Here is a 17,431-nt window from a genome sequence, read left to right on the forward strand (position 1 = left end):
CCGGCCGCGGGCGGTCAGGCCGACTCGGCCTCCCGCAGCCGCTGGCTGATGACGGCCGAGACCCCGTCCCCGCGCATGGTCACGCCGTAGAGCGCGTCGCCGACCTCCATCGTGCGCTTCTGGTGGGTGATCACGAGCAGCTGGGAGTTCTCGCGCAGCTCCTCGTAGATCTCCAGCAGGCGGCCGAGGTTGGTGTCGTCGAGGGCGGCCTCGACCTCGTCGAGGATGTAGAACGGCGAGGGCCGCGCCTTGAACAGCGCGACCAGGAACGCGACCGCCACCAGGGAGCGTTCCCCGCCGGACAGCAGCGAGAGCCGCTTGACCTTCTTGCCGGGCGGCCGCGCCTCGACCTCGATGCCGGTGGTGAGCATGTTGGCGGGGTCGGTGAGCACCAGCCGGCCCTCGCCACCCGGGAAGAGCCGGGCGAAGGTGGCGTCGAAGGCGCGGGTCACGTCGGCGTACGCCTCGGTGAAGACCTGCTCGACCCGGGTGTCGACCTCCTTGACGATGTCGAGGAGGTCCTTGCGGGTCTTCTTGAGGTCCTCGAGCTGCTCGGTGAGGAACTTGTGCCGCTCCTCCATCGCCGAGAACTCCTCGAGCGCCAGCGGGTTGACCTTGCCGAGCATCGACAGCGCCCGCTCGGCGGCGCGCAGCCGCTTCTGCTGCTCCTCGCGCACGAACGGCACCGGGTCGGGCATCGTGCCGTCCTCGTCCGGCGCGGTGGCGGGCACCGGCTGCCCGGGGCCGTAGTCGGCCACCAGCGCGTCGGGGTCGAGGCCGAGCTCCTCCAGCGCCCGCTCCTCGAGCTGCTCGATCCGCATCCGCTGCTGGGTCCGGGCCATCTCGTCGCGGTGCACCGAGCTGACCAGCTCGTCGAGCTCGCGCTGCAGGTCGCGCAGGGCGGACCGGACGGCGAGCAGCTCCTGCTCCCGGCCCGCGCGGGCCTGCTCCACCTGCGCCCGGGCCTCGGCGGCCCGCTGCACCGACACCTCGAGCCGCCGCAGGACGTACGCCGCGGCCGCGCCGACCGCCTCGGCCGCACGGCCCTCGCGGAGCAGCCGCTCGCGCCGCTCGGCGGCCCGCGCCCGGGCCTCCCGTTCGGCGCGGGCGGCCCGCAGCAGCGAGTCGGCCCGGCCGTGGATGGCCCGGGCCCGCTCCTCGGAGGTGCGCAGCGCCAGCCGGGCGTCCATCTCGGCCTGGCGGGCCTCGCGCGCCTGCTCGGCGAGCCGCTCGCGCCCGGAGGTGTCCGGCTCCTCCTCCGGGTCGTCCTCGGCCCGGCCGAGCCGGGCCTCGAGCTCGGCCAGCCCGGCGAGGTTCTGGTCGCGGGCGGCCTCGGCCTTCTCGATCGCCTGGGCGAGCCGCTCGGCCTCGCCGCGCACGGCGCGCGCCTGCGAGCCGTACTGGCCGAGCTCCTCGGCGACGGCGGCCAGGGTCGCGTCGGACTCGTGCAGCCGGGCCAGGGCGACGTCGACGCGCTTGTGGGCCTCCAGCCGCTCCGCCTCCAGCCGGGAGATGTCGAAGCCCAGCCGCTCGGTGGCCGCGACCGCGTCGGCGAGCTGGGTGGCGGCCTCGTCGACGGCGGCCTGGATCTCGATCAGGCTGGGCTGGCTCGACGAGCCGCCGGCCGCGAAGTGGGCGCCCAGCAGGTCACCCTCGCGGGTGACCGCGGCCACCTCGGGGTGGTCGGCGACCAGGGCCCGGGCCGCGGGCAGGTCGTCGACGACCGCCACCCGCCAGAGCAGCCGGGTGAGCCCGGGGCGCAGCGCGGACGGGCAGTCGACGACGTCCACGGCGTAGGTCGCCCGCCCGCCGAGCTCGGGCCAGGCGGCCCGGTCCTCGGCACCGGCGCCGGCGCCGGCACCGGCACCGGCACCGGCACCGGCGACGAGCATGCCGGCACGGCCGAGGTCGTCGTCCTTGAGCCGGCCGATCACGGCCACCGCGGCGTCGGCGCCGTCCACGGCCACGGCGTCGGCCGCCGAGCCGAGCGCACCGGCGACCGCGGTCTCGTAGCCCGCGCGGACCGCCAGCAGCGCGGCCACCGAGCCGAGCAGGCCGGAGACCGGTTCGGAGGCCGCGAGCAGGGCACCGGCCCCGTCCTTGCGCCGCAGGCCGAGCTCCAGCGCCTCCTTGCGCGCCGCCAGGGCCCCGCGGTCCCGGTCGGCCTGCTGGGCCTCCTCGCGGGCCTTGGCCAGCCGCTCCTCGACGTCGTCGAGCTGGCCCGCGGCCGCCTCGTGCTCGGCGTCGAGCCCCTCCTCGCCGGCGTCCAGCCCCGCGACCCGGGTCTCCAGCGAGGTGAAGTCCCGCTGCGCGCGCTCGGCGCGGGCGAGCGCGTCCTCGCGGGCCAGCGTGAGCCGGCCGACCTCGTCCTCGGCGGCGGCGGCGCGGGACTTCAGGGCGTTGACCTGCCCGTGCAGGCGGGCGAGCCCCTCGCGCCGGTCGGCGGCGGCGCGCTGCAGCGCGGTGATCCGCCGCTCCTCCTCCGCCGCGGCGTCCTCGGCGTGCTTGCGCGCGTCGACCGCCTCCTCCAGCGCCGCCCGGTGCGTCTCGACCTCCGCGGCGATCCGCTGCTCCTGCTCGCGCACCCGCTCGGCCTCGGCCTCCAGCTGCTCGGGGTCGCGCCCGGAGTGGCCGGCCTCGGTCTCGGAGGTGCCGGCGGCGTTGCGGACCCGCTCGGCGGCCAGCGACTGGGTGCCCCGGATCCGCTCGCGCAGCCCGGACAGCGCGAACCAGGTCTCCTGCGCCGCCGACAGCGCCGGCAGGTCCTCGCGCAGCGCCGCCTCGAGGCGCGACTCGTGCTCGCGGGCGGTGGCGATGGCCTGCTCGACCTGCTCGCGGCGCTGGAGCAGCACCGACTCGTCGGCGAGCTCCTGCTCCAGGGAGGTGCGGGCGGTGACCAGGTCGTCGGCGAGCAGCCGCGCGCGGGCGTCGCGGACGTCGGCCTGCACCGCGGCCGCCTTGCGGGCGACCTCGGCCTGCCGCCCCAGCGGCTTGAGCTGGCGCCGGATCTCGGTGAGCAGGTCGCCCAGGCGGTTGAGGTTGCCGTCGGTCGAGTCCAGCTTGCGCAGCGCCTTCTCCTTGCGCTTGCGGTGCTTGAGGACGCCCGCGGCCTCCTCGATGAAGCCGCGCCGGTCCTCGGGGGTCGCGTGCAGGATCGTGTCCAGCTGGCCCTGCCCGACGATCACGTGCATCTCGCGACCGATGCCGGAGTCCGAGAGCAGCTCCTGCACGTCCAGCAGCCGGCACGAGCTGCCGTTGATGGCGTACTCCGAGCCGCCGCTGCGGAACATCGTGCGACTGATCGTGACCTCGGCGTACTCGATGGGGAGCGCACCGTCGGAGTTGTCGATGGTCAGCAGCACCTCGGCGCGCCCCAGCGGGGGCCGCCCGGAGGTGCCGGCGAAGATGACGTCCTCCATCTTGCCGCCGCGCAGCGACTTGGCACCCTGCTCGCCCATCACCCACGCCAGGGCGTCGACGACGTTGGACTTGCCCGACCCGTTCGGCCCGACGATGCAGGTGATGCCGGGCTCGAGCTGGAGCGTGGTCGCGGAGGCGAAGGACTTGAACCCCTTGAGGGTCAGGCTCTTCAGGTACAACGCGGGGCTCCTCACCATCGACGAGCCGGGGGTCGGTCCACCGGTCCTGGTCACTGAGAGGCCGGGGGCAGGGTCGCCACCGGCGTCGGGGAAGCTCAGCGCGGCTCACCCTACCGGCCGGCACCCCCCGCACGCGGGAGGCGGAGCGGAGTCACCGCGGAGTCAGCGCAGGGGTCAGCGCGGCGGTCCCCGCGGCGTCGGTACGCCGGGCCTGCGGGTCACCGGGCCAGTGGGTCCGTGGGTCAGCGGGCCAGCGGCACCGGCTCGTCGTGCGCGATGTGGCTCAGCTGGCGCCAGATCAGCACCACGAACACCGCCGAGCCGGCGAAGGCGAACCAGAACGGCGCGGTCACGCCGCCGTGCTGCGCCAGCACGCCGCCGACACCGGAGCCGACGACCAGGCCGCCGAAGACGCCGATCAGGTTCACCCCGCCGACCCGGCCCTGCAGGTGGGAGGGCACCGCGCGCTGCCGGACCGTGACCGAGGTGGTGCCCCAGATGAACGCGTGGGCGCCGAAGACGAAGAAGATCGCCATCGCGATCCGCGAGCTCGTGGTGAGCGCCAGCGCCAGGTGGGTGAGCGTCTCGACGACCAGCCCCACGCGCATCAGGTCGCCGAGGCTGATCCGCTGGGTGATCCAGCCGTAGGACAGGGTCCCGATCAGTCCGCCGACCGCCGAGACCGTGGTGAGCAGGCCGAAGCCCAGCGCACCCATCCCGAGGCGCTGCGTCGCATAGAGGACCAGCACCGACCAGGCCGCACCGAAGGTGATGTTGAAGATGAAGATCGTGAGCACGAGCGTCCGCACCGCGGCGTGGTGCCACACCCAGCGGAAGCCCTCGAGCACGTCGCGTCCCACCTGCCCGGGCCCCTGCTCGCCCTCGCCGGGGTGTCCCCCGGGCCGCGGCACCGAGAGCCGCGAGATCAGCGCGGCGCCCAGCGCCACGAGCACGGCCTGCGTCGCGAACGGCACCGCGGTCGCGGTCGCGAACAGCGCGGCCCCGAGCGGCGGTCCGGCGAGCTGGTTGACCGTGATGAACCCGGTCTGCAGCCGCGAGTTCGCGACGGCCAGGTCGTCACGGTGCACGAGCATCGGCAGCAGCGTGCTGGACGTGGTGTCGGCGAACACCTCCGCGGTGCCGAGCAGGAACATCGCGACCAGCACCACCGCGATCGACACGACACCGGTCAGCACCGAGAGCGCCAGCACGACGAGCACCGCGGCGCGGAGCAGGTCCACGACCACCACGAGCAGCCGCCGGTCGAGCCGGTCGGCGAGCGCCCCGGCGTACAGCCCGAAGACCAGCGGCGGCAGCCACTGGAGCAGCGCGGCCAGCGCGACCAGGAACGCGTCGTGGGTCTGCGAGGCCACCAGCAGCGGGCCCGCGGCGATCGCGATGCCGTCGCCGAGGTTCGAGATCCACGACGAGGCCAGCAGCCACCGGAATCCGCTGCCGAGGCGCGCGGGGACGACGGTCTCGACGAGGCGACTGCTCACAACTGGGCGACGCTAGCCGCGAACGACCCTCCGCGTCACCCGGATTTCCCGGGCGCGGGCTGGGTGCGAGGCAGACCGTCGGTCAGACGGGCTGCATCTCCGACAACGAGGCGGACTCCAGGTCGAGCAGCGCGGCCTGCGCCTGCGCGAGCCGGTCGTTCTCCTCGCTGAGTCGGCGGACCAACGACTCGAGGTCGCGCACGCGGGTGCGCAGCCGGTCGTTCTCGGCAGTCAGTCGAGCCGGGGTCCGCAGGTCGCTGTTCATGTAGCCGATCAGCGCCTTGGCCATGGGCGAGCCTTCCGGGTGGGAGGGAAGCCCGCGGTAGCGGGCCGTCTTCAAGAGTCCCACTCGATCGGCGCCGGGTCAATCCGGCGCAGGCAAGGCCTCGGACGCCGCCCCGCGGAGCCGGTCCGCACGCGGCCGCACGGTCCGTGGCGGGCGCTGGCAGGAGGGGCAGAAGTACGACGACCGGTTCATGAACGCCACCCGCCGGATCGGGGTGCCGCACCGGTCGCACGGCTCGCCCTCGCGGCCGTAGGCGTGCAGGGAGCGGTCGAAGTAGCCGGACTGGCCGTTGACGTTGACGTAGAGCGAGTCGAAGGAGGTGCCGCCCTGGCGCAGCGCGTCGGTCATCACCTCGCGCACGTGGCCGATCAGCTCGCGCACCTGCCGGCCGGTGAGCCGCTCGCCGGGGCGGTCACCGTGCAGGCGCGCGCGCCACAGCGCCTCGTCGGCGTAGATGTTGCCGACGCCGGAGAGCAGGTTCTGGTCGAGCAGCTGGCGCTTGATGCCCGAGGACCGGCGCCGGATCCTGCGCACCACCTCGTCCTCGTCGAGCGCGGGGTCCATCGGGTCGAGGGCGATGTGGGCGATCTCGGGCGGGAGCTCCGCGCCGCCCGTGGAGACCGACAGACCGCCGAACATGCGCTGGTCGACGAACCGGAGCTCGAGGTCGCCGGCGGTCGTCGTCGCGGCGGCGAGGGGCGCGGCGTCTCGCGGGCCCCCCTCCAGCGCCATCCGCACCCGCAGGTGCCGCTCCGCGGGGGCGTCCGGGGGCTGGACCAGCAGCTGGCCGCTCATGCCGAGGTGCCCCAGCAGCGCGTCACCGTTGTCGAGCGGCAGCCAGAGGTACTTGCCGCGCCGGCGGGCGGCCTCGATGCGGCGGCCGGTCAGCGCGTCCGCGAACCCGGCGGGCCCGCGGGGGTCGCGGCGGACCGGGCGCGGGTGCAGGACGTCGACCCGGGCGATCCTCGCCCCGATGACGTGCCGCTCCAGGCCGGCACGGACGACCTCGACCTCGGGCAGCTCCGGCACGGTGGTGGGTGGGTCGGCCGGCGGTCAGTCGGGCAGGTCGCCGCTGGCGCGGTCGGCGGAGCGGACCACGGCGGTGCCGGCAGCGGGCTCGCCGCCGAGGTCGGCGGCGATCTCGCCGTACGCCGTCTCCGCGGCGGCCTGCTCGGCCTCCTTCTTGGAGCGGCCCATGCCGTTGCCGTAGAGCCCGTCGCCGACCCTGACCTTCGCGGTGAACGTCTTCATGTGGTCGGGGCCGTCGTCCTCGATGACGTACTCGGGGACGCCGAGGCCGTGCTCGGCGGAGAGCTCCTGCAGGGAGGTCTTCCAGTCCAGGCCGGCACCCATCGCCGAGGCCGCCTCGATCAGCGGGTCGAAGAGCCGGTGGACCACCTCGGCGGAGACGGTGAAGCCGCCGCTGAGGTGGATCGCGCCGAGCACCGCCTCGACGGTGTCGGAGACGATCGAGGCCTTGTCGCGGCCGCCCGTGGACTCCTCGCCCCGGCCGAGCTTGACGTGCTCGCCCAGGCCGATCGAGCGGCCCACCTCGGCCAGCGCCCGGGCGTTGACCACCGCGGCGCGCAACTTGGCCAGCCGTCCCTCGGAGAGGTCCGGGTGGGTCCGGTACAACGTCTCGGTCACGACGACGCCGAGCACCGAGTCGCCCAGGAACTCCAGGCGCTCGTTGGTCGGCAGGCCGCCGTTCTCGTAGGCGTAGGACCGGTGGGTCAGGGCGCGCTCGAGCAGCTCGGGATCCAGCTCAGGATTCCCGAGGGCTGCTCGCAGCGCGTCGTAGTTGGTCAGCGGACCGGGACCCGACTCAGAGGACCTGACGACGGTCGGCCCGGGCGCCGTACTGACCGCACTCGCCGCACGCACGGTGCGGGAGGTGCTTGGCACCGCAGGCAGGGTTCGCACAGGTCACCAGGGAAGGCGCGACGGCCTTCCACTGCGAGCGACGGTGACGCGTGTTGCTCCGCGACATCTTCCGCTTCGGGACTGCCACTGTTATCTCCTCAAACCAGGACCGGGATCTCCGGCCGTCTCGTTACTCAGGTCGTTCGGGCTGCTGCTCGAGCTCGGTCAGCTTGGCCCACCGCGGGTCGACCGGCGCCTCGTGCCCATGGTCGGGGTCGTCGGCCAGACGGGCCCCACAGTCGGGACACAGTCCGGGACAGTCGTCCTGGCACTTGGGCTGGAACGGTAGCGCGAGCACCACCGCGTCCCGCAGCAGGGGCTCGAGGTCGAGCAGGTCGTCCTCGAGCTTGCTGACCTCGTCGTCCTCCTCGGAGGTGGTGCGGTGGTCAGGGTCGTCGTAGACGAACAGCTCCTGGAAACCCGCCTCCAACTCCTCGGAGATCGGCTCCAGGCACCGCACGCACTCGCCCTCGAGCCCGGCATGCGCCGCGCCCGTGACCAGCACCCCCTCCATGACCGCCTCCAGCCGCAGGTCGAGCTCGACCTGTGAACCTTCGGGGACACGGAGCACTTCGATGCCCAGATCTGCCGGTGCCGGTACGGTCCGTGTCACCTCGCGCTGGGACCCCGGGCGGCGGCCGAGCTCGCGTGTATCGAGCACGAGCGGCGCTCTCGGGTCCAACTTGCTCAGGGGACTGACTTTCCGGTTCCGGGCACAAACAGATCGTCGGGAATCGTACCTGTCGCGCTGCCGAGGGAGCAAAACCGCTCTACCCCCGGGCGCCGAGTCGGCGCATGTTGACGCCCGGCTCGGGGCCAAGTACGTCGCCGAGTCGGCGCATGTTGACGCCCGGGGCTGTCAACGAGCGCCGACTCGGCGTACCCCTGGGTGTCAACGAGCGCCGACTCGGCGTGCCCCGGGGTGTCCCGGGGTGTCCTGGGGGGCGGGATCAGTCGTCGCGGGCCGCGGCGCGCTCCGCGAGGCGGGCGACGAGCCGCTCGTGCACCGAGCCCGGGACCAGACCGGAGACGTCTCCCCCGAAGGTCGCCACCTCCTTGACCAGGCTGGAGGCGAGGAAGGAGTACTCCGGGCTGGTCGGCACGAACACGGTCTCGACGGGCGCCAGCGAGGCGTTCATCTGCGCCATCTGCAGCTCGTAGTCGAAGTCGCTGACCGCGCGCAGCCCCTTCACGATCGCGTGGATGTCGTGCTCCTGGCAGAAGTCGGTCAGCAGCCCCTGGAAGCCGGCCACCCGCACGTTGGCGAAGTCGCGGCAGACCTCCTCGAGCATCGCGATCCGCTCCTCGGGGCTGAACAGGCGGTTCTTCGACCGGTTGACCCCGACCCCGACGACGACCTCGTCGAAGAGCCGCGAGGCCCGGCCGATGATATCGAGATGACCGTTGGTCACCGGGTCGAACGACCCCGGGCAGACGGCTCGGCGCACGGGCTACTCCTCCGACAGGGGCGTGGGCGGTGGGATCGACGGCTGGGTCGACTGCTGGGTCGACGGGGCGTGACCGTACCAAAGCACGGTCTCGCCGTACTTCTTCGCGCGCACGTCCTCGAACCCCGGCGGCCAGCCCGGCTCGGGGCTGCGCACCGAGCGCTCGACCACCACCAGCGCGCCCGGGACCAGCCACCCGCAGTCGACCAGCGCCCTCAGGTCGGTGGCGACGGCCTCCTCTGAGAGCGGGTACGGCGGGTCCGCGAACACCACGTCGTACGGCGCGGCCGGGGGCCGGCGCAGCGTCGTGGGGACCGACCCGGCCACCACGTCGGCCCGCGGGTAGCCCAGGGACCTGGCGTTCGCCGCGATCAGCGCCGCCGTGCGGCGGTCCTGCTCGACCAGGGTGACCACGCCCGCGCCCCGCGACCACGCCTCCAGCCCGACCGCACCGGACCCGGCGTAGAGGTCGAGGAACCGCAGCCCGTGCAGCGAGCCGCACCACGACTCCACGGCCGAGAACAGCGCCTCGCGCACCCGGTCGCTGGTCGGCCGCGTGCTGGAGCCCCGCGGTGTGGCGATCCGGCGTCCGCCGGCTGCGCCGCCGATGATCCTCGTCATGTGCAGCCCCCGTGGTCCCTCATGACTTCTCCATGAACTCCGACGCCACGGACTGCTCCAGCTCGACCACGGCCGCCGCCAGGTGCGGGACCTGGCGCAGCTCGTAGTCGGCGTCGAGCAGGTCCGCCGCGGCGGACCTGGCGTCGAGGATGGTCTGCTCGTCGCGCAGCACGCGGAGGTTCTGCAGGCTGGAGCGGTAGCCGGACTGCGACTTGCCGAGCACGTCGCCCTCCCGGCGCTGCTCGAGGTCGACCCGGCTCAGCTCGAAGCCGTCGGTGGTGGCGGCCACCGCGTCCAGCCGGTCGCGGGCAGCCGAACCGACCTCGGCGCGGGTGAGCAGCAGGCACAGGCCCGGGAACCCGCCACGCCCCACCCGGCCGCGCAGCTGGTGGAGCTGGGAGACGCCGAAGCGCTCGGCGTCGAGCAGCACCATCGCCGTCGCGTTGGCCACGTCGACCCCGACCTCGATGACGGTCGTGGACACCAGGACGTCGAGGTCCCCGGCGCCGAAGGCACGCATCGTGCGGTCCTTCTCCTCGGCCGGCAGCCGGCCGTGGAGCACGCCGATCCGCAGGCCGCGCAGCGGCCCGTCGGCGAGGTCCGCGGAGACGTCGGCGACCGAGGCCAGGCCGGTGCCGGTCCGGTCGACGACGAGGTTGCCCTCCTCGTCGAGGTCGAGCTGGTCGTGCTCCCCCTGCTCCAGCTCGTCGCGGACGATGCGCGGACACACGACGTAGGCCTGGTGGCCCTTGGTGACCTCCTCGCGCACCCGCTCCCAGACCCGGTCGACCCACTGCGGGCGGTCGGCGAGCGGGACGACGTTGGTCTGGATCGGCGCCCGCCCGGCGGGCAGCTCGGTGAGCGTGGAGGTCTCGAGGTCGCCGAAGACCGTCATCGCCACCGTCCGCGGGATCGGGGTGGCGGTCATCACCAGCACGTGCGGCGGGGTGCCGGCCTTGTCGGTCAGCGCGGCACGCTGCTCGACGCCGAAGCGGTGCTGCTCGTCGACGACCACGAGCCCGAGGTCGGCGAACATCACCGTGTCCTCGAGCAGCGCGTGGGTGCCGATGACGATGCCGGCCTCGCCGCTGGCGATCCGGGAGAGCGGGCCGGTGCGCTGGCCCTTGGCCATCGAGCCGGTGAGCAGCTCCACAGTCGTGGCGTCGGGGTCGCCGCCGAGCATGCCGCCGGCGGCCAGGTCGCCGAGCATCGCGGTGATCGAGCGGTGGTGCTGCTGGGCGAGCACCTCGGTGGGGGCCAGCAGCGCGGCCTGCCCGCCGGAGTCGACGACGCGCAGCATCGCGCGCAGCGCCACGACGGTCTTCCCGGACCCGACCTCGCCCTGCAGCAGCCGATGCATCGGGTGGGGCAGGCCGAGCTCGCGCTCGACCTCGGCGCCGACCTCCCGCTGCCCGGCGGTGAGCTCGAACGGCAGCCGCTCGTCGAAGCGCTTCAGCAGCGACCCCTGGTCGCCGGTGCGGGCCTGCGCGCCCAGCGCGGTCAGCTCGCGGCGGCGCCGGCCCAGCACCAGCTGGGTCACCAGAGCCTCCTCGAAGCGGAACCGGCGCTGCGCCCGGCCCACCTGGCCCAGGTCGTGGGGGGCGTGGATCCAGTCGTAGGCGGTGCGGGCGTCGAGGACGTCGTAGCGCTCCCGCACCTCGGCGGGCAGCAGCTCCGGGACGTCGTCGAGGACCGTGAGCGCGAAGGTCACCGCGCGCTGCAGGTCCCAGGAGTCGACGCCGTGGGTGAGCGGGTAGATCGGGTAGTACTCCCCCAGCGCGTCCAGCGACATCTGCGCGGCGCTCTCCTCCTCCGAGCCGGTCAGCACCGTCTGCGGGTTGGTCAGCTGCCACTCCCCCCGGAAGCTGCCGAGCTTGCCCAGGAAGATGCCCCGGGTCCCGGGGGCCAGCCGGCCGGCGTTCCACTCCGCGGTGCGCCGGCTCTTGGCGAAGAACGACATCCGCAGCCGCGGCCCGTCGGTGCGCACGGTCACGTCGAGGCGGTACGCCGGGCGGCCGGTGCGGCGGTCGTTGTAGGTGTTGACCGTGCTGGTCACCACGTCACCCACCAGCGTCAGGAGCCGCCCCTCCTCGAGCTCCTCGACCCGGGTCAGCCGGCCGGTCTCCAGGTAGCGCCGGGGGAAGTGCCGCAGCAGGTCCCCCACCGTGTGCAGGCCGAGCCCGTCGACGATCCGCTGGCGCTTCTTGGGCTTGATCCCGGCACCCAGCACGGCCTCGATCGGCGAGGAGGGGGTGATCATGCGCGGCTCCGCATCGTTTCCGACGCCCGACTGCTGGGTGTCACTCGACCGACACCAGGAGCTGGTAGCGCTCCTGGCCTCCGTCGTACACCACGACGTCGACAGCGGGGTGGTGGGCCTCGACCCAGGCGGCACAGCAGGCGGCGAGGTCCCCGGGGTCCACCCCGGCGTACGCCGCGGCGTGCTCGGCGGGGTCGACCGTCCCAGCGACGATCGTGACGAGCTCGCCACCGCCACCGAGCAGCCGGTCCAGGACGCCGGTCGCCACCGCGAGCAGGTCGTGGCCGACCAGCGCGAAGTCGCCCTCGACGACGCCCAGCACGTCGCCCGGCTCGCAGGGGCCGCCCATCGTGATCGCCCGCCGGGCGGCGACCGTCACGGCGCCGTGCCGGGCGTGCCGGGCGGTGGCGGTCATCTCGAGGACGTCCTGGGCGAAGGCGCGGCCCGGCTCGTGCACCGCCAGCGCGGCGAGCCCCTGGACCTGGGCCCGGGTGGGGATGACGGTGACGCGGACGCCGTGGTCCTCCTCGGCGGTGCGCGCGGCGATCTCGGCGGTCCGCACCGAGTCGGCGTCGTTGGGCAGCACGACCACCTCGGCCGCACCGCAGCCGGTGATCGCCTCGAGCAGCTCGCCCGCCGAGGGGCGGCGCCCGGGGCCGCCGACGACCACGGTGGCCCCGGCCTCCTCGAACAGCGCGGCCAGCCCGGGGCCGGCGGCGACCGCGACGATCCGCCGCCCGTCCCGCGACCCGCGGGCCTGCTCGGCGGCGGAGGACACCTGCTCGGCGAAGTGGGTGACCCGCACCCGGTGCGGCCGGCCGGCCTCGATGCCGGCCTCGAGGGCGGCGCCGACGTCGTCGACGTGCACGTGCACGTTCCACAGGCCCTCGTCGCCCACGACCACGAGGGAGTCCCCGAGGGCGGCCAGGGCCTTGCGCAGCGCGGGGATGCGGCCCTCCTCGGCATCGAGGAGGTACATCACCTCGTAGGCGGGACCGTCGGCGGTGAGGTCGCCGGCCTCCGCCGGGTGCGGGACCGGGATGTGGTGGCTGCCCAGCGGGCCCCGCGGTCCGGTGACCGCAGCCGGCCGCCGGCCGGTCAGCACGGTCTCGGCGGCGTCGAGGATCACGCTCACCCCGCGCCCGCCCGCGTCGACCACGCCGGCCTCCCGCAGTGCGGGGAGCTGCTCGGGGGTGCGCGCGAGCGCCTCGCGGGCGGCGGCGGCCGCCGTCGTGAACACGTCGCGGGAGCGGGCGGCGGGGTCCTCGGCCCGGCCGCGGGCCGCGGCCGCGGCCGCGCGCACCACCGTGAGCATGGTGCCCTCCACCGGCGTGCCGACCGCGGCGTAGCTGGCGTCGGCGGCCCGCTCGAGCGCCTCGGCCATCACGACCGCGTTGCGCTCCCCCGGCCGGGCCTCGGCGAGCCGGTGGCAGATGGCGCCGAGCATCTGGCTGAGGATCACCCCGGAGTTCCCGCGGGCGCCGAGCAGCGCACCGCGGCTGCAGGCGGCGAGCGCCGTGGTCCGCCCCGCGTCGGAGTCGCCGCCGGCGGCCTGCGCCAGCGCCTCCCGGGCGGCGGAGACCGTGAGGAACATGTTGGTGCCGGTGTCGCCGTCGGGCACCGGGTAGACGTTGAGGGCGTCGATCTCCTCCCGGGCGCCGGCCAGCGCGTCGGTGGCGATCTCGACGAATCGCTGCACGACGGCGAGCTCGATCGTGCCCCCGTGCGGAACTTCCATCGCCTGCCCTCGTGTCACCGGACCCCGTGCCCCGGCGCGGGACGTCCCCGCGCCGGGTGGAGGACACAGGATAGGACGTGCGACGATGAGGGCGAGGCCCCGGCGGGCAGCTTGTCCTCCGGTCCTCGATTCGCCCGCGGACGGGAGCATCGGATATCCTCGTCCGGTTGCCCGCTGCCGCGGGCCCCTAGTTCTGCAACCTCGACTTCAGGAGTTCACGGTGGCTGCCGTCTGTGACATCTGCGCCAAGAAGCCGGGCTTCGGTCACAACCGGCCGTGGTCGCGCAAGATTACGAATCGTCGCTTCAACCCCAACATCCAGCGCGTCCGGGCGACCGTGAACGGCACCCCCAAGCGCCTCAACGTGTGCACCGGCTGCCTCAAGGCCGGCAAGGTCACCCGCTGACGTAACCCACGAAGGCCCCCGAAAGCTGCTCCGCGGCTCTCGGGGGTCTTCTGCTTTGTGTCCACAAGCACGCCGAGTCGGCGCTCGTTGACACCTTCGGTCCGTCGAGTCGGCGCTCATTGACACGCGCGGTACGCCGAGTCGGCGCTCATTGACACGCGCGGTACGCCGAGTCGGCGCTCGTTGACGCTCGATCGCGTCAACCTGCGCCGACTCGGCGTACCTGCCCGTCAACCTGCGCCGACTCGACGACGTGCCCATGGCCCGCAGAACGCAGCGAGCTGAGCCATCTCCGGCACCGGCTAGCGGCTCCTCCGGTAGGCGAGGTAGACCCCGCCCCCGATGATGGCCAGGAACACCAGCGCCAGGATCAGGTAGACACCGGCGTGTCCGATCATGACGACCATCGGCAGCCCCTCTCCTCGTCTCCTGTGCACACGGTCCCCATCGACCACAGGTGTCGCCTCCCCCTGGAGGGATGATTCGTCGTGGGAGGAGCGCGCAGCAGGTCAAGCAGCGCCGACTCGGCGTATCCGCCCGTCAAACAGCGCCGACTCGGCGTACTCGCCCGTCAAGCAGCGCCGACTCGGCGGGCCCGGGGGTGTCAACGAGCGCCGACTCGGCGTGGTCAGAAGTGCACCCAGCCGGTCGGGCCGTCGTACGCCGCGCCGTCGACCGTGACGGCGGGGCCGTCGGGGCCCGCCTCGGCCACGGCGCCGACGACCGTCCAGCCGGCGGGGACCGCGTCGTCCGGGAAGGTCGCGAGCAGTGCGTGGTCGTCGCCGCCGCCGAGGATGAACTGCAGCGGGTCGGCGCCGAGGGCCGCGCCCACCGCCTGGAGCGGGTCGGGCACCGCGAACGCGGCCCGGTGGATGTCGATCGCGACCCCGGACGCCTCGGCCACGTGCCCGGCGTCGGCGAGCAGCCCGTCGGAGACGTCGATCATCGCGGTCGCGCCGGCCTCGGCCGCCGCCCGGCCCGCGTCGTACGGCGGCTCCGGTCGGCGGTAGGCCTCCACCAGCACCCGCGGCGAGCGGAACCCCCGCCCGAGCACCGCGAGGCCGCCCGCGGCCCAGCCCTGACGGCCGCACAGCGCGACCACGTCACCCGGCTCGGCCCCCGAGCGGAGCACCGGCGCCTCGGTGCAGGCGCCCAGCACCGTCACCGCGATGACCACCTGGTCGGCGCGGGTCACGTCGCCCCCGACCACGCTCGCCCCGACCGCCGCGCACTCGTCGGCGAAGCCGCGGGCGAAGTCCAGCGCCCACTGCGCCGGCAGGTCCGCCGGCGCCGCCAGCCCGATCGTCAGCGAGCTGGCACGCCCGCCCATGGCGTTGACGTCGGAGAGGTTCTGGGCAGCGGCGCGGTGGCCGACGTCCTCGGCCGAGGCCCACTCCCGCCGGAAGTGCCTTCCCTCGACCATCAGGTCGGTGGAGACCACCACGTGCCCGTTCTTGACGCGCAGCACGGCGGCGTCGTCACCGGGGCCGACGAGCACCTGCTCGCCCTGGGCGAAGAGCTCGGTGAGGGCTGCGATGAGTCCGAACTCGCCGACGTCGGCGAGGGTGGCGTCAGGGGGGAAGGCCATGGCGACCATCCCACCAGATCGGTGCCGCCCCGCGGCACCTGGGCGCGCCTATCGCGGGCCGCGGCGGGCACGGTAGGTTGACCGCACACGAGCCCCGTACAGACGAGGAGTCCACGATGGTCGTCCAGGCGTACATCTTGATCCAGACCGATGTCGGCAAGGCCGCCGAGGTCGCCGCCGCCATTGCCCAGATCAAGGGCGTCACGCTCGCCGAGGACGTCACGGGACCGTACGACGTGATCGTGCGCGCCGAGGCCCGCAACGTCGACGAGCTCGGCAAGCTCGTGGTCTCCAAGGTGCAGAACCTCGAGGGCATCACGCGCACGCTGACCTGCCCGGTCGTGCACATCTGAGTGAGCGACCCACGCTCCACCCGCCGGCGCCCCGTGTCCACGTGGACACGGGGCGCCGTCGCGTGCGGCTGCCTGGCGCTGCTCGCCGGCTGCGGCGGAGGCGCGGTCGAGATCGACGCCCCCTCGATGCCCTCGGCGGACGCGGCGGCCTGCCGCAAGCTGGTCGACGACCTCCCCAGGACCGTCGCCGGTCACGAGCGGCGCGAGGTCTCCGGGGACGAGCATCTCGGCGCGGCGTGGGGTGACCCCGCGATCGTGCTCACCTGCGGGGTCCCCGTGCCGGCGGGCTTCAACAACACCTCGACCTGCATCCAGACCGCGGACATGGAGTGGTACGTCCCCGACTCCGTGCTGATGTCCGACGACCAGACCCGGGACGTGACGATGACCGCGGTGGGCTACCGCCCGCGGGTCCAGGTGTTCCTGCCCGGCGGGTACCGGCCGGACGGGTTCGTGCAGGCGGCCGCCGAGATCGGGGAGGTCGTCCACCGCGACCTGCGGCTGGTCGAGCACTGCCACTGAGGCGGCGGGTCGCCCCCCTCAGCGCAGGCCGGTGTCGCGCTGCAGGGCCAGGCCGATCAGCCGGTCGACCAGCGCCGGGTAGTCCACGCCGCTGGCCGCCCACATCTGGGGGTACATCGAGGTCGGCGTGAAGCCCGGCATCGTGTTGATCTCGTTGACCACCAACGACTCATCGGGCATCACGAAGAAGTCCACGCGGGCCAGGCCCTCGCAGCCGACGGCCTCGAAGGCCCTCGCCGCCAGGGACTGCAGCTCGGCGGTCTTCTCCGGCGCCAGCTTCGCCGGGATGTCGAGCTCGGTGGCCTCCTCGGGGAGGTACTTGGCGGCGAAGTCGTAGAACTCGTGCTCCCCCTGGACCCGCACCTCCGCGGGCACGCTGGTCTCCGGGCTGCCGTCGAAGGCCTGCAGCACGCCGCACTCGACCTCGCGCGCGCCCTCGGCGGAGACCTCCAGCAGCACCTTGGGGTCGTGGCGCATCGCCTCCTCGACGCACGCGTCGAGCTCCGCGGCGTCGTGGGCCTTGGAGATGCCGAAGCTCGACCCGCCGCGGGCCGGCTTGACGAACAGCGGGTAGCCGATCCCAGCGGCGCGCTCGCGACAGCCCTGCGGGTCGCGCTGCCACTCCCGGGCGGTGACCGTCACCGACGGCATCACCGGCAGCCCCGCGGCCTGCAGCACGACCTTCATGTAGGCCTTGTCCATGCTCACCGCGGAGGCGAGCACGCCCGCGCCGACGTAGCGCACCCCGGCCATCTCGAACATGCCCTGGATGGTCCCGTCCTCACCCCACGGGCCGTGCAGGAGCGGGAAGACGACGTCGACCTCGCCGAGCGTGCGCGGCGGCTCGGACGGCTCGGTGACGACGAGGTCGGTCGAGCCGACGTGCTGGGACAGCGCGACCGAGGCGCCGGCGGCGTCGACCGAGGGCAGCTTGTCGGCGCTCTCGATCCGCAGCCGCTCGGGGTCGCCGGACTCCAGCACCCAACGGCCGTCGGGGGCGATGCCGACCGGGACCACGTCGTACCGGCTCCGGTCGATGGCCTGCAGCACGCTGCCGGCCGTGACGCACGAGATGCCGTGCTCGCTCGAACGGCCGCCGAACACGACGGCGACGCGGGGCTTGCGGGTCCCGGAGGAGTCCGGGACGGTGGGCTCGTTCACCGGCCCGACACTAGCGGCCTAGAGTCG

The 17,431-nt window shown here is 73.9% G+C and carries 16 protein-coding genes; 3 read left to right on the forward strand and 13 right to left on the reverse strand.

Going from position 1 to position 17,431, the window contains the following annotated elements; genetic code table 11:
• Positions 1 to 14 precede the first annotated feature (14 nt).
• From smc to BJZ21_RS12690, 11 genes are all read right to left on the reverse strand, one after another.
• Complete coding sequence (gene smc / locus BJZ21_RS12640) at positions 15 to 3,599, reverse strand: chromosome segregation protein SMC (protein ID WP_179664077.1); 3,585 nt, start codon at positions 3,597 to 3,599, stop codon at positions 15 to 17.
• Between the two features lie 242 nt (positions 3,600 to 3,841).
• The gene (locus BJZ21_RS12645) at positions 3,842 to 5,098 is read right to left on the reverse strand and encodes an MFS transporter (protein ID WP_179664078.1); all 1,257 of its coding nucleotides are present in this window, start codon (positions 5,096 to 5,098) and stop codon (positions 3,842 to 3,844) included.
• Between the two features lie 82 nt (positions 5,099 to 5,180).
• Positions 5,181 to 5,387, reverse strand: coding sequence for a hypothetical protein (locus tag BJZ21_RS12650; protein WP_179664079.1), 207 nt, complete (start codon positions 5,385 to 5,387; stop codon positions 5,181 to 5,183).
• 75 nt (positions 5,388 to 5,462) lie between these two features.
• Complete coding sequence (gene mutM, locus BJZ21_RS12655; protein WP_179664080.1) at positions 5,463 to 6,413, reverse strand: bifunctional DNA-formamidopyrimidine glycosylase/DNA-(apurinic or apyrimidinic site) lyase; 951 nt, start codon at positions 6,411 to 6,413, stop codon at positions 5,463 to 5,465.
• A 24-nt stretch (positions 6,414 to 6,437) separates the two neighbouring features.
• The gene (gene rnc / locus BJZ21_RS12660; RefSeq protein ID WP_179664081.1) at positions 6,438 to 7,289 is read right to left on the reverse strand and encodes a ribonuclease III; all 852 of its coding nucleotides are present in this window, start codon (positions 7,287 to 7,289) and stop codon (positions 6,438 to 6,440) included.
• Positions 7,210 to 7,395, reverse strand: coding sequence for a 50S ribosomal protein L32 (rpmF, locus tag BJZ21_RS12665; protein WP_135080093.1), 186 nt, complete (start codon positions 7,393 to 7,395; stop codon positions 7,210 to 7,212). Before rpmF ends, rnc begins: the two co-directional genes overlap by 80 nt.
• A gap of 42 nt (positions 7,396 to 7,437) precedes the next feature.
• Positions 7,438 to 7,878: a YceD family protein gene (locus BJZ21_RS12670; protein ID WP_343052126.1), complete on the reverse strand. Its 441-nt coding sequence runs from the start codon at positions 7,876 to 7,878 to the stop codon at positions 7,438 to 7,440.
• A 379-nt stretch (positions 7,879 to 8,257) separates the two neighbouring features.
• Positions 8,258 to 8,755 (reverse strand): pantetheine-phosphate adenylyltransferase, encoded by a 498-nt coding sequence (coaD, locus tag BJZ21_RS12675; RefSeq protein WP_179664082.1) that lies wholly within the window; start codon positions 8,753 to 8,755, stop codon positions 8,258 to 8,260.
• A gap of 3 nt (positions 8,756 to 8,758) precedes the next feature.
• On the reverse strand, positions 8,759 to 9,376 hold the full coding sequence (gene rsmD, locus BJZ21_RS12680; RefSeq protein ID WP_179664083.1) for a 16S rRNA (guanine(966)-N(2))-methyltransferase RsmD: 618 nt from the start codon (positions 9,374 to 9,376) through the stop codon (positions 8,759 to 8,761).
• 19 nt (positions 9,377 to 9,395) lie between these two features.
• Positions 9,396 to 11,636 carry an ATP-dependent DNA helicase RecG gene (locus tag BJZ21_RS12685; protein ID WP_179664084.1) on the reverse strand — a complete coding sequence of 747 codons (2,241 nt, stop codon included), beginning with the start codon at positions 11,634 to 11,636 and terminating at the stop codon, positions 9,396 to 9,398.
• A 40-nt stretch (positions 11,637 to 11,676) separates the two neighbouring features.
• Positions 11,677 to 13,374, reverse strand: coding sequence for a DAK2 domain-containing protein (locus BJZ21_RS12690; protein WP_179664085.1), 1,698 nt, complete (start codon positions 13,372 to 13,374; stop codon positions 11,677 to 11,679).
• A 220-nt stretch (positions 13,375 to 13,594) separates the two neighbouring features.
• Here BJZ21_RS12690 and rpmB point away from each other — a divergent pair, with 220 nt between their 5' ends.
• The gene (gene rpmB, locus BJZ21_RS12695; protein WP_179664086.1) at positions 13,595 to 13,780 is read left to right on the forward strand and encodes a 50S ribosomal protein L28; all 186 of its coding nucleotides are present in this window, start codon (positions 13,595 to 13,597) and stop codon (positions 13,778 to 13,780) included.
• 628 nt (positions 13,781 to 14,408) lie between these two features.
• On the opposite strand, the gene BJZ21_RS12700 is transcribed toward rpmB, so the two are convergent.
• Positions 14,409 to 15,368 (reverse strand): thiamine-phosphate kinase, encoded by a 960-nt coding sequence (locus tag BJZ21_RS12700; protein WP_179664087.1) that lies wholly within the window; start codon positions 15,366 to 15,368, stop codon positions 14,409 to 14,411.
• Between the two features lie 116 nt (positions 15,369 to 15,484).
• Between BJZ21_RS12700 and BJZ21_RS12705 the strand changes: the two genes are divergently transcribed.
• Both BJZ21_RS12705 and BJZ21_RS12710 read left to right on the forward strand, forming a co-directional pair.
• A complete protein-coding gene (locus tag BJZ21_RS12705; protein ID WP_179664088.1) occupies positions 15,485 to 15,721 on the forward strand; it encodes an Lrp/AsnC ligand binding domain-containing protein in 237 nt (78 codons plus the stop codon).
• A gap of 33 nt (positions 15,722 to 15,754) precedes the next feature.
• On the forward strand, positions 15,755 to 16,243 hold the full coding sequence (locus BJZ21_RS12710) for a DUF3515 family protein (RefSeq protein ID WP_179664089.1): 489 nt from the start codon (positions 15,755 to 15,757) through the stop codon (positions 16,241 to 16,243).
• Positions 16,244 to 16,261: 18 nt separating this feature from the next.
• Here the strand turns inward: BJZ21_RS12710 and BJZ21_RS12715 are convergent, their stop codons facing one another.
• On the reverse strand, positions 16,262 to 17,404 hold the full coding sequence (locus BJZ21_RS12715; RefSeq protein WP_179664090.1) for a D-alanine--D-alanine ligase: 1,143 nt from the start codon (positions 17,402 to 17,404) through the stop codon (positions 16,262 to 16,264).
• Between the last annotated feature and the right edge of the window lie 27 nt (positions 17,405 to 17,431).

Origin of the sequence: Nocardioides panaciterrulae (assembly GCF_013409645.1) — a bacterium.
Lineage (GTDB): Bacteria > Actinomycetota > Actinomycetes > Propionibacteriales > Nocardioidaceae > Nocardioides > Nocardioides panaciterrulae.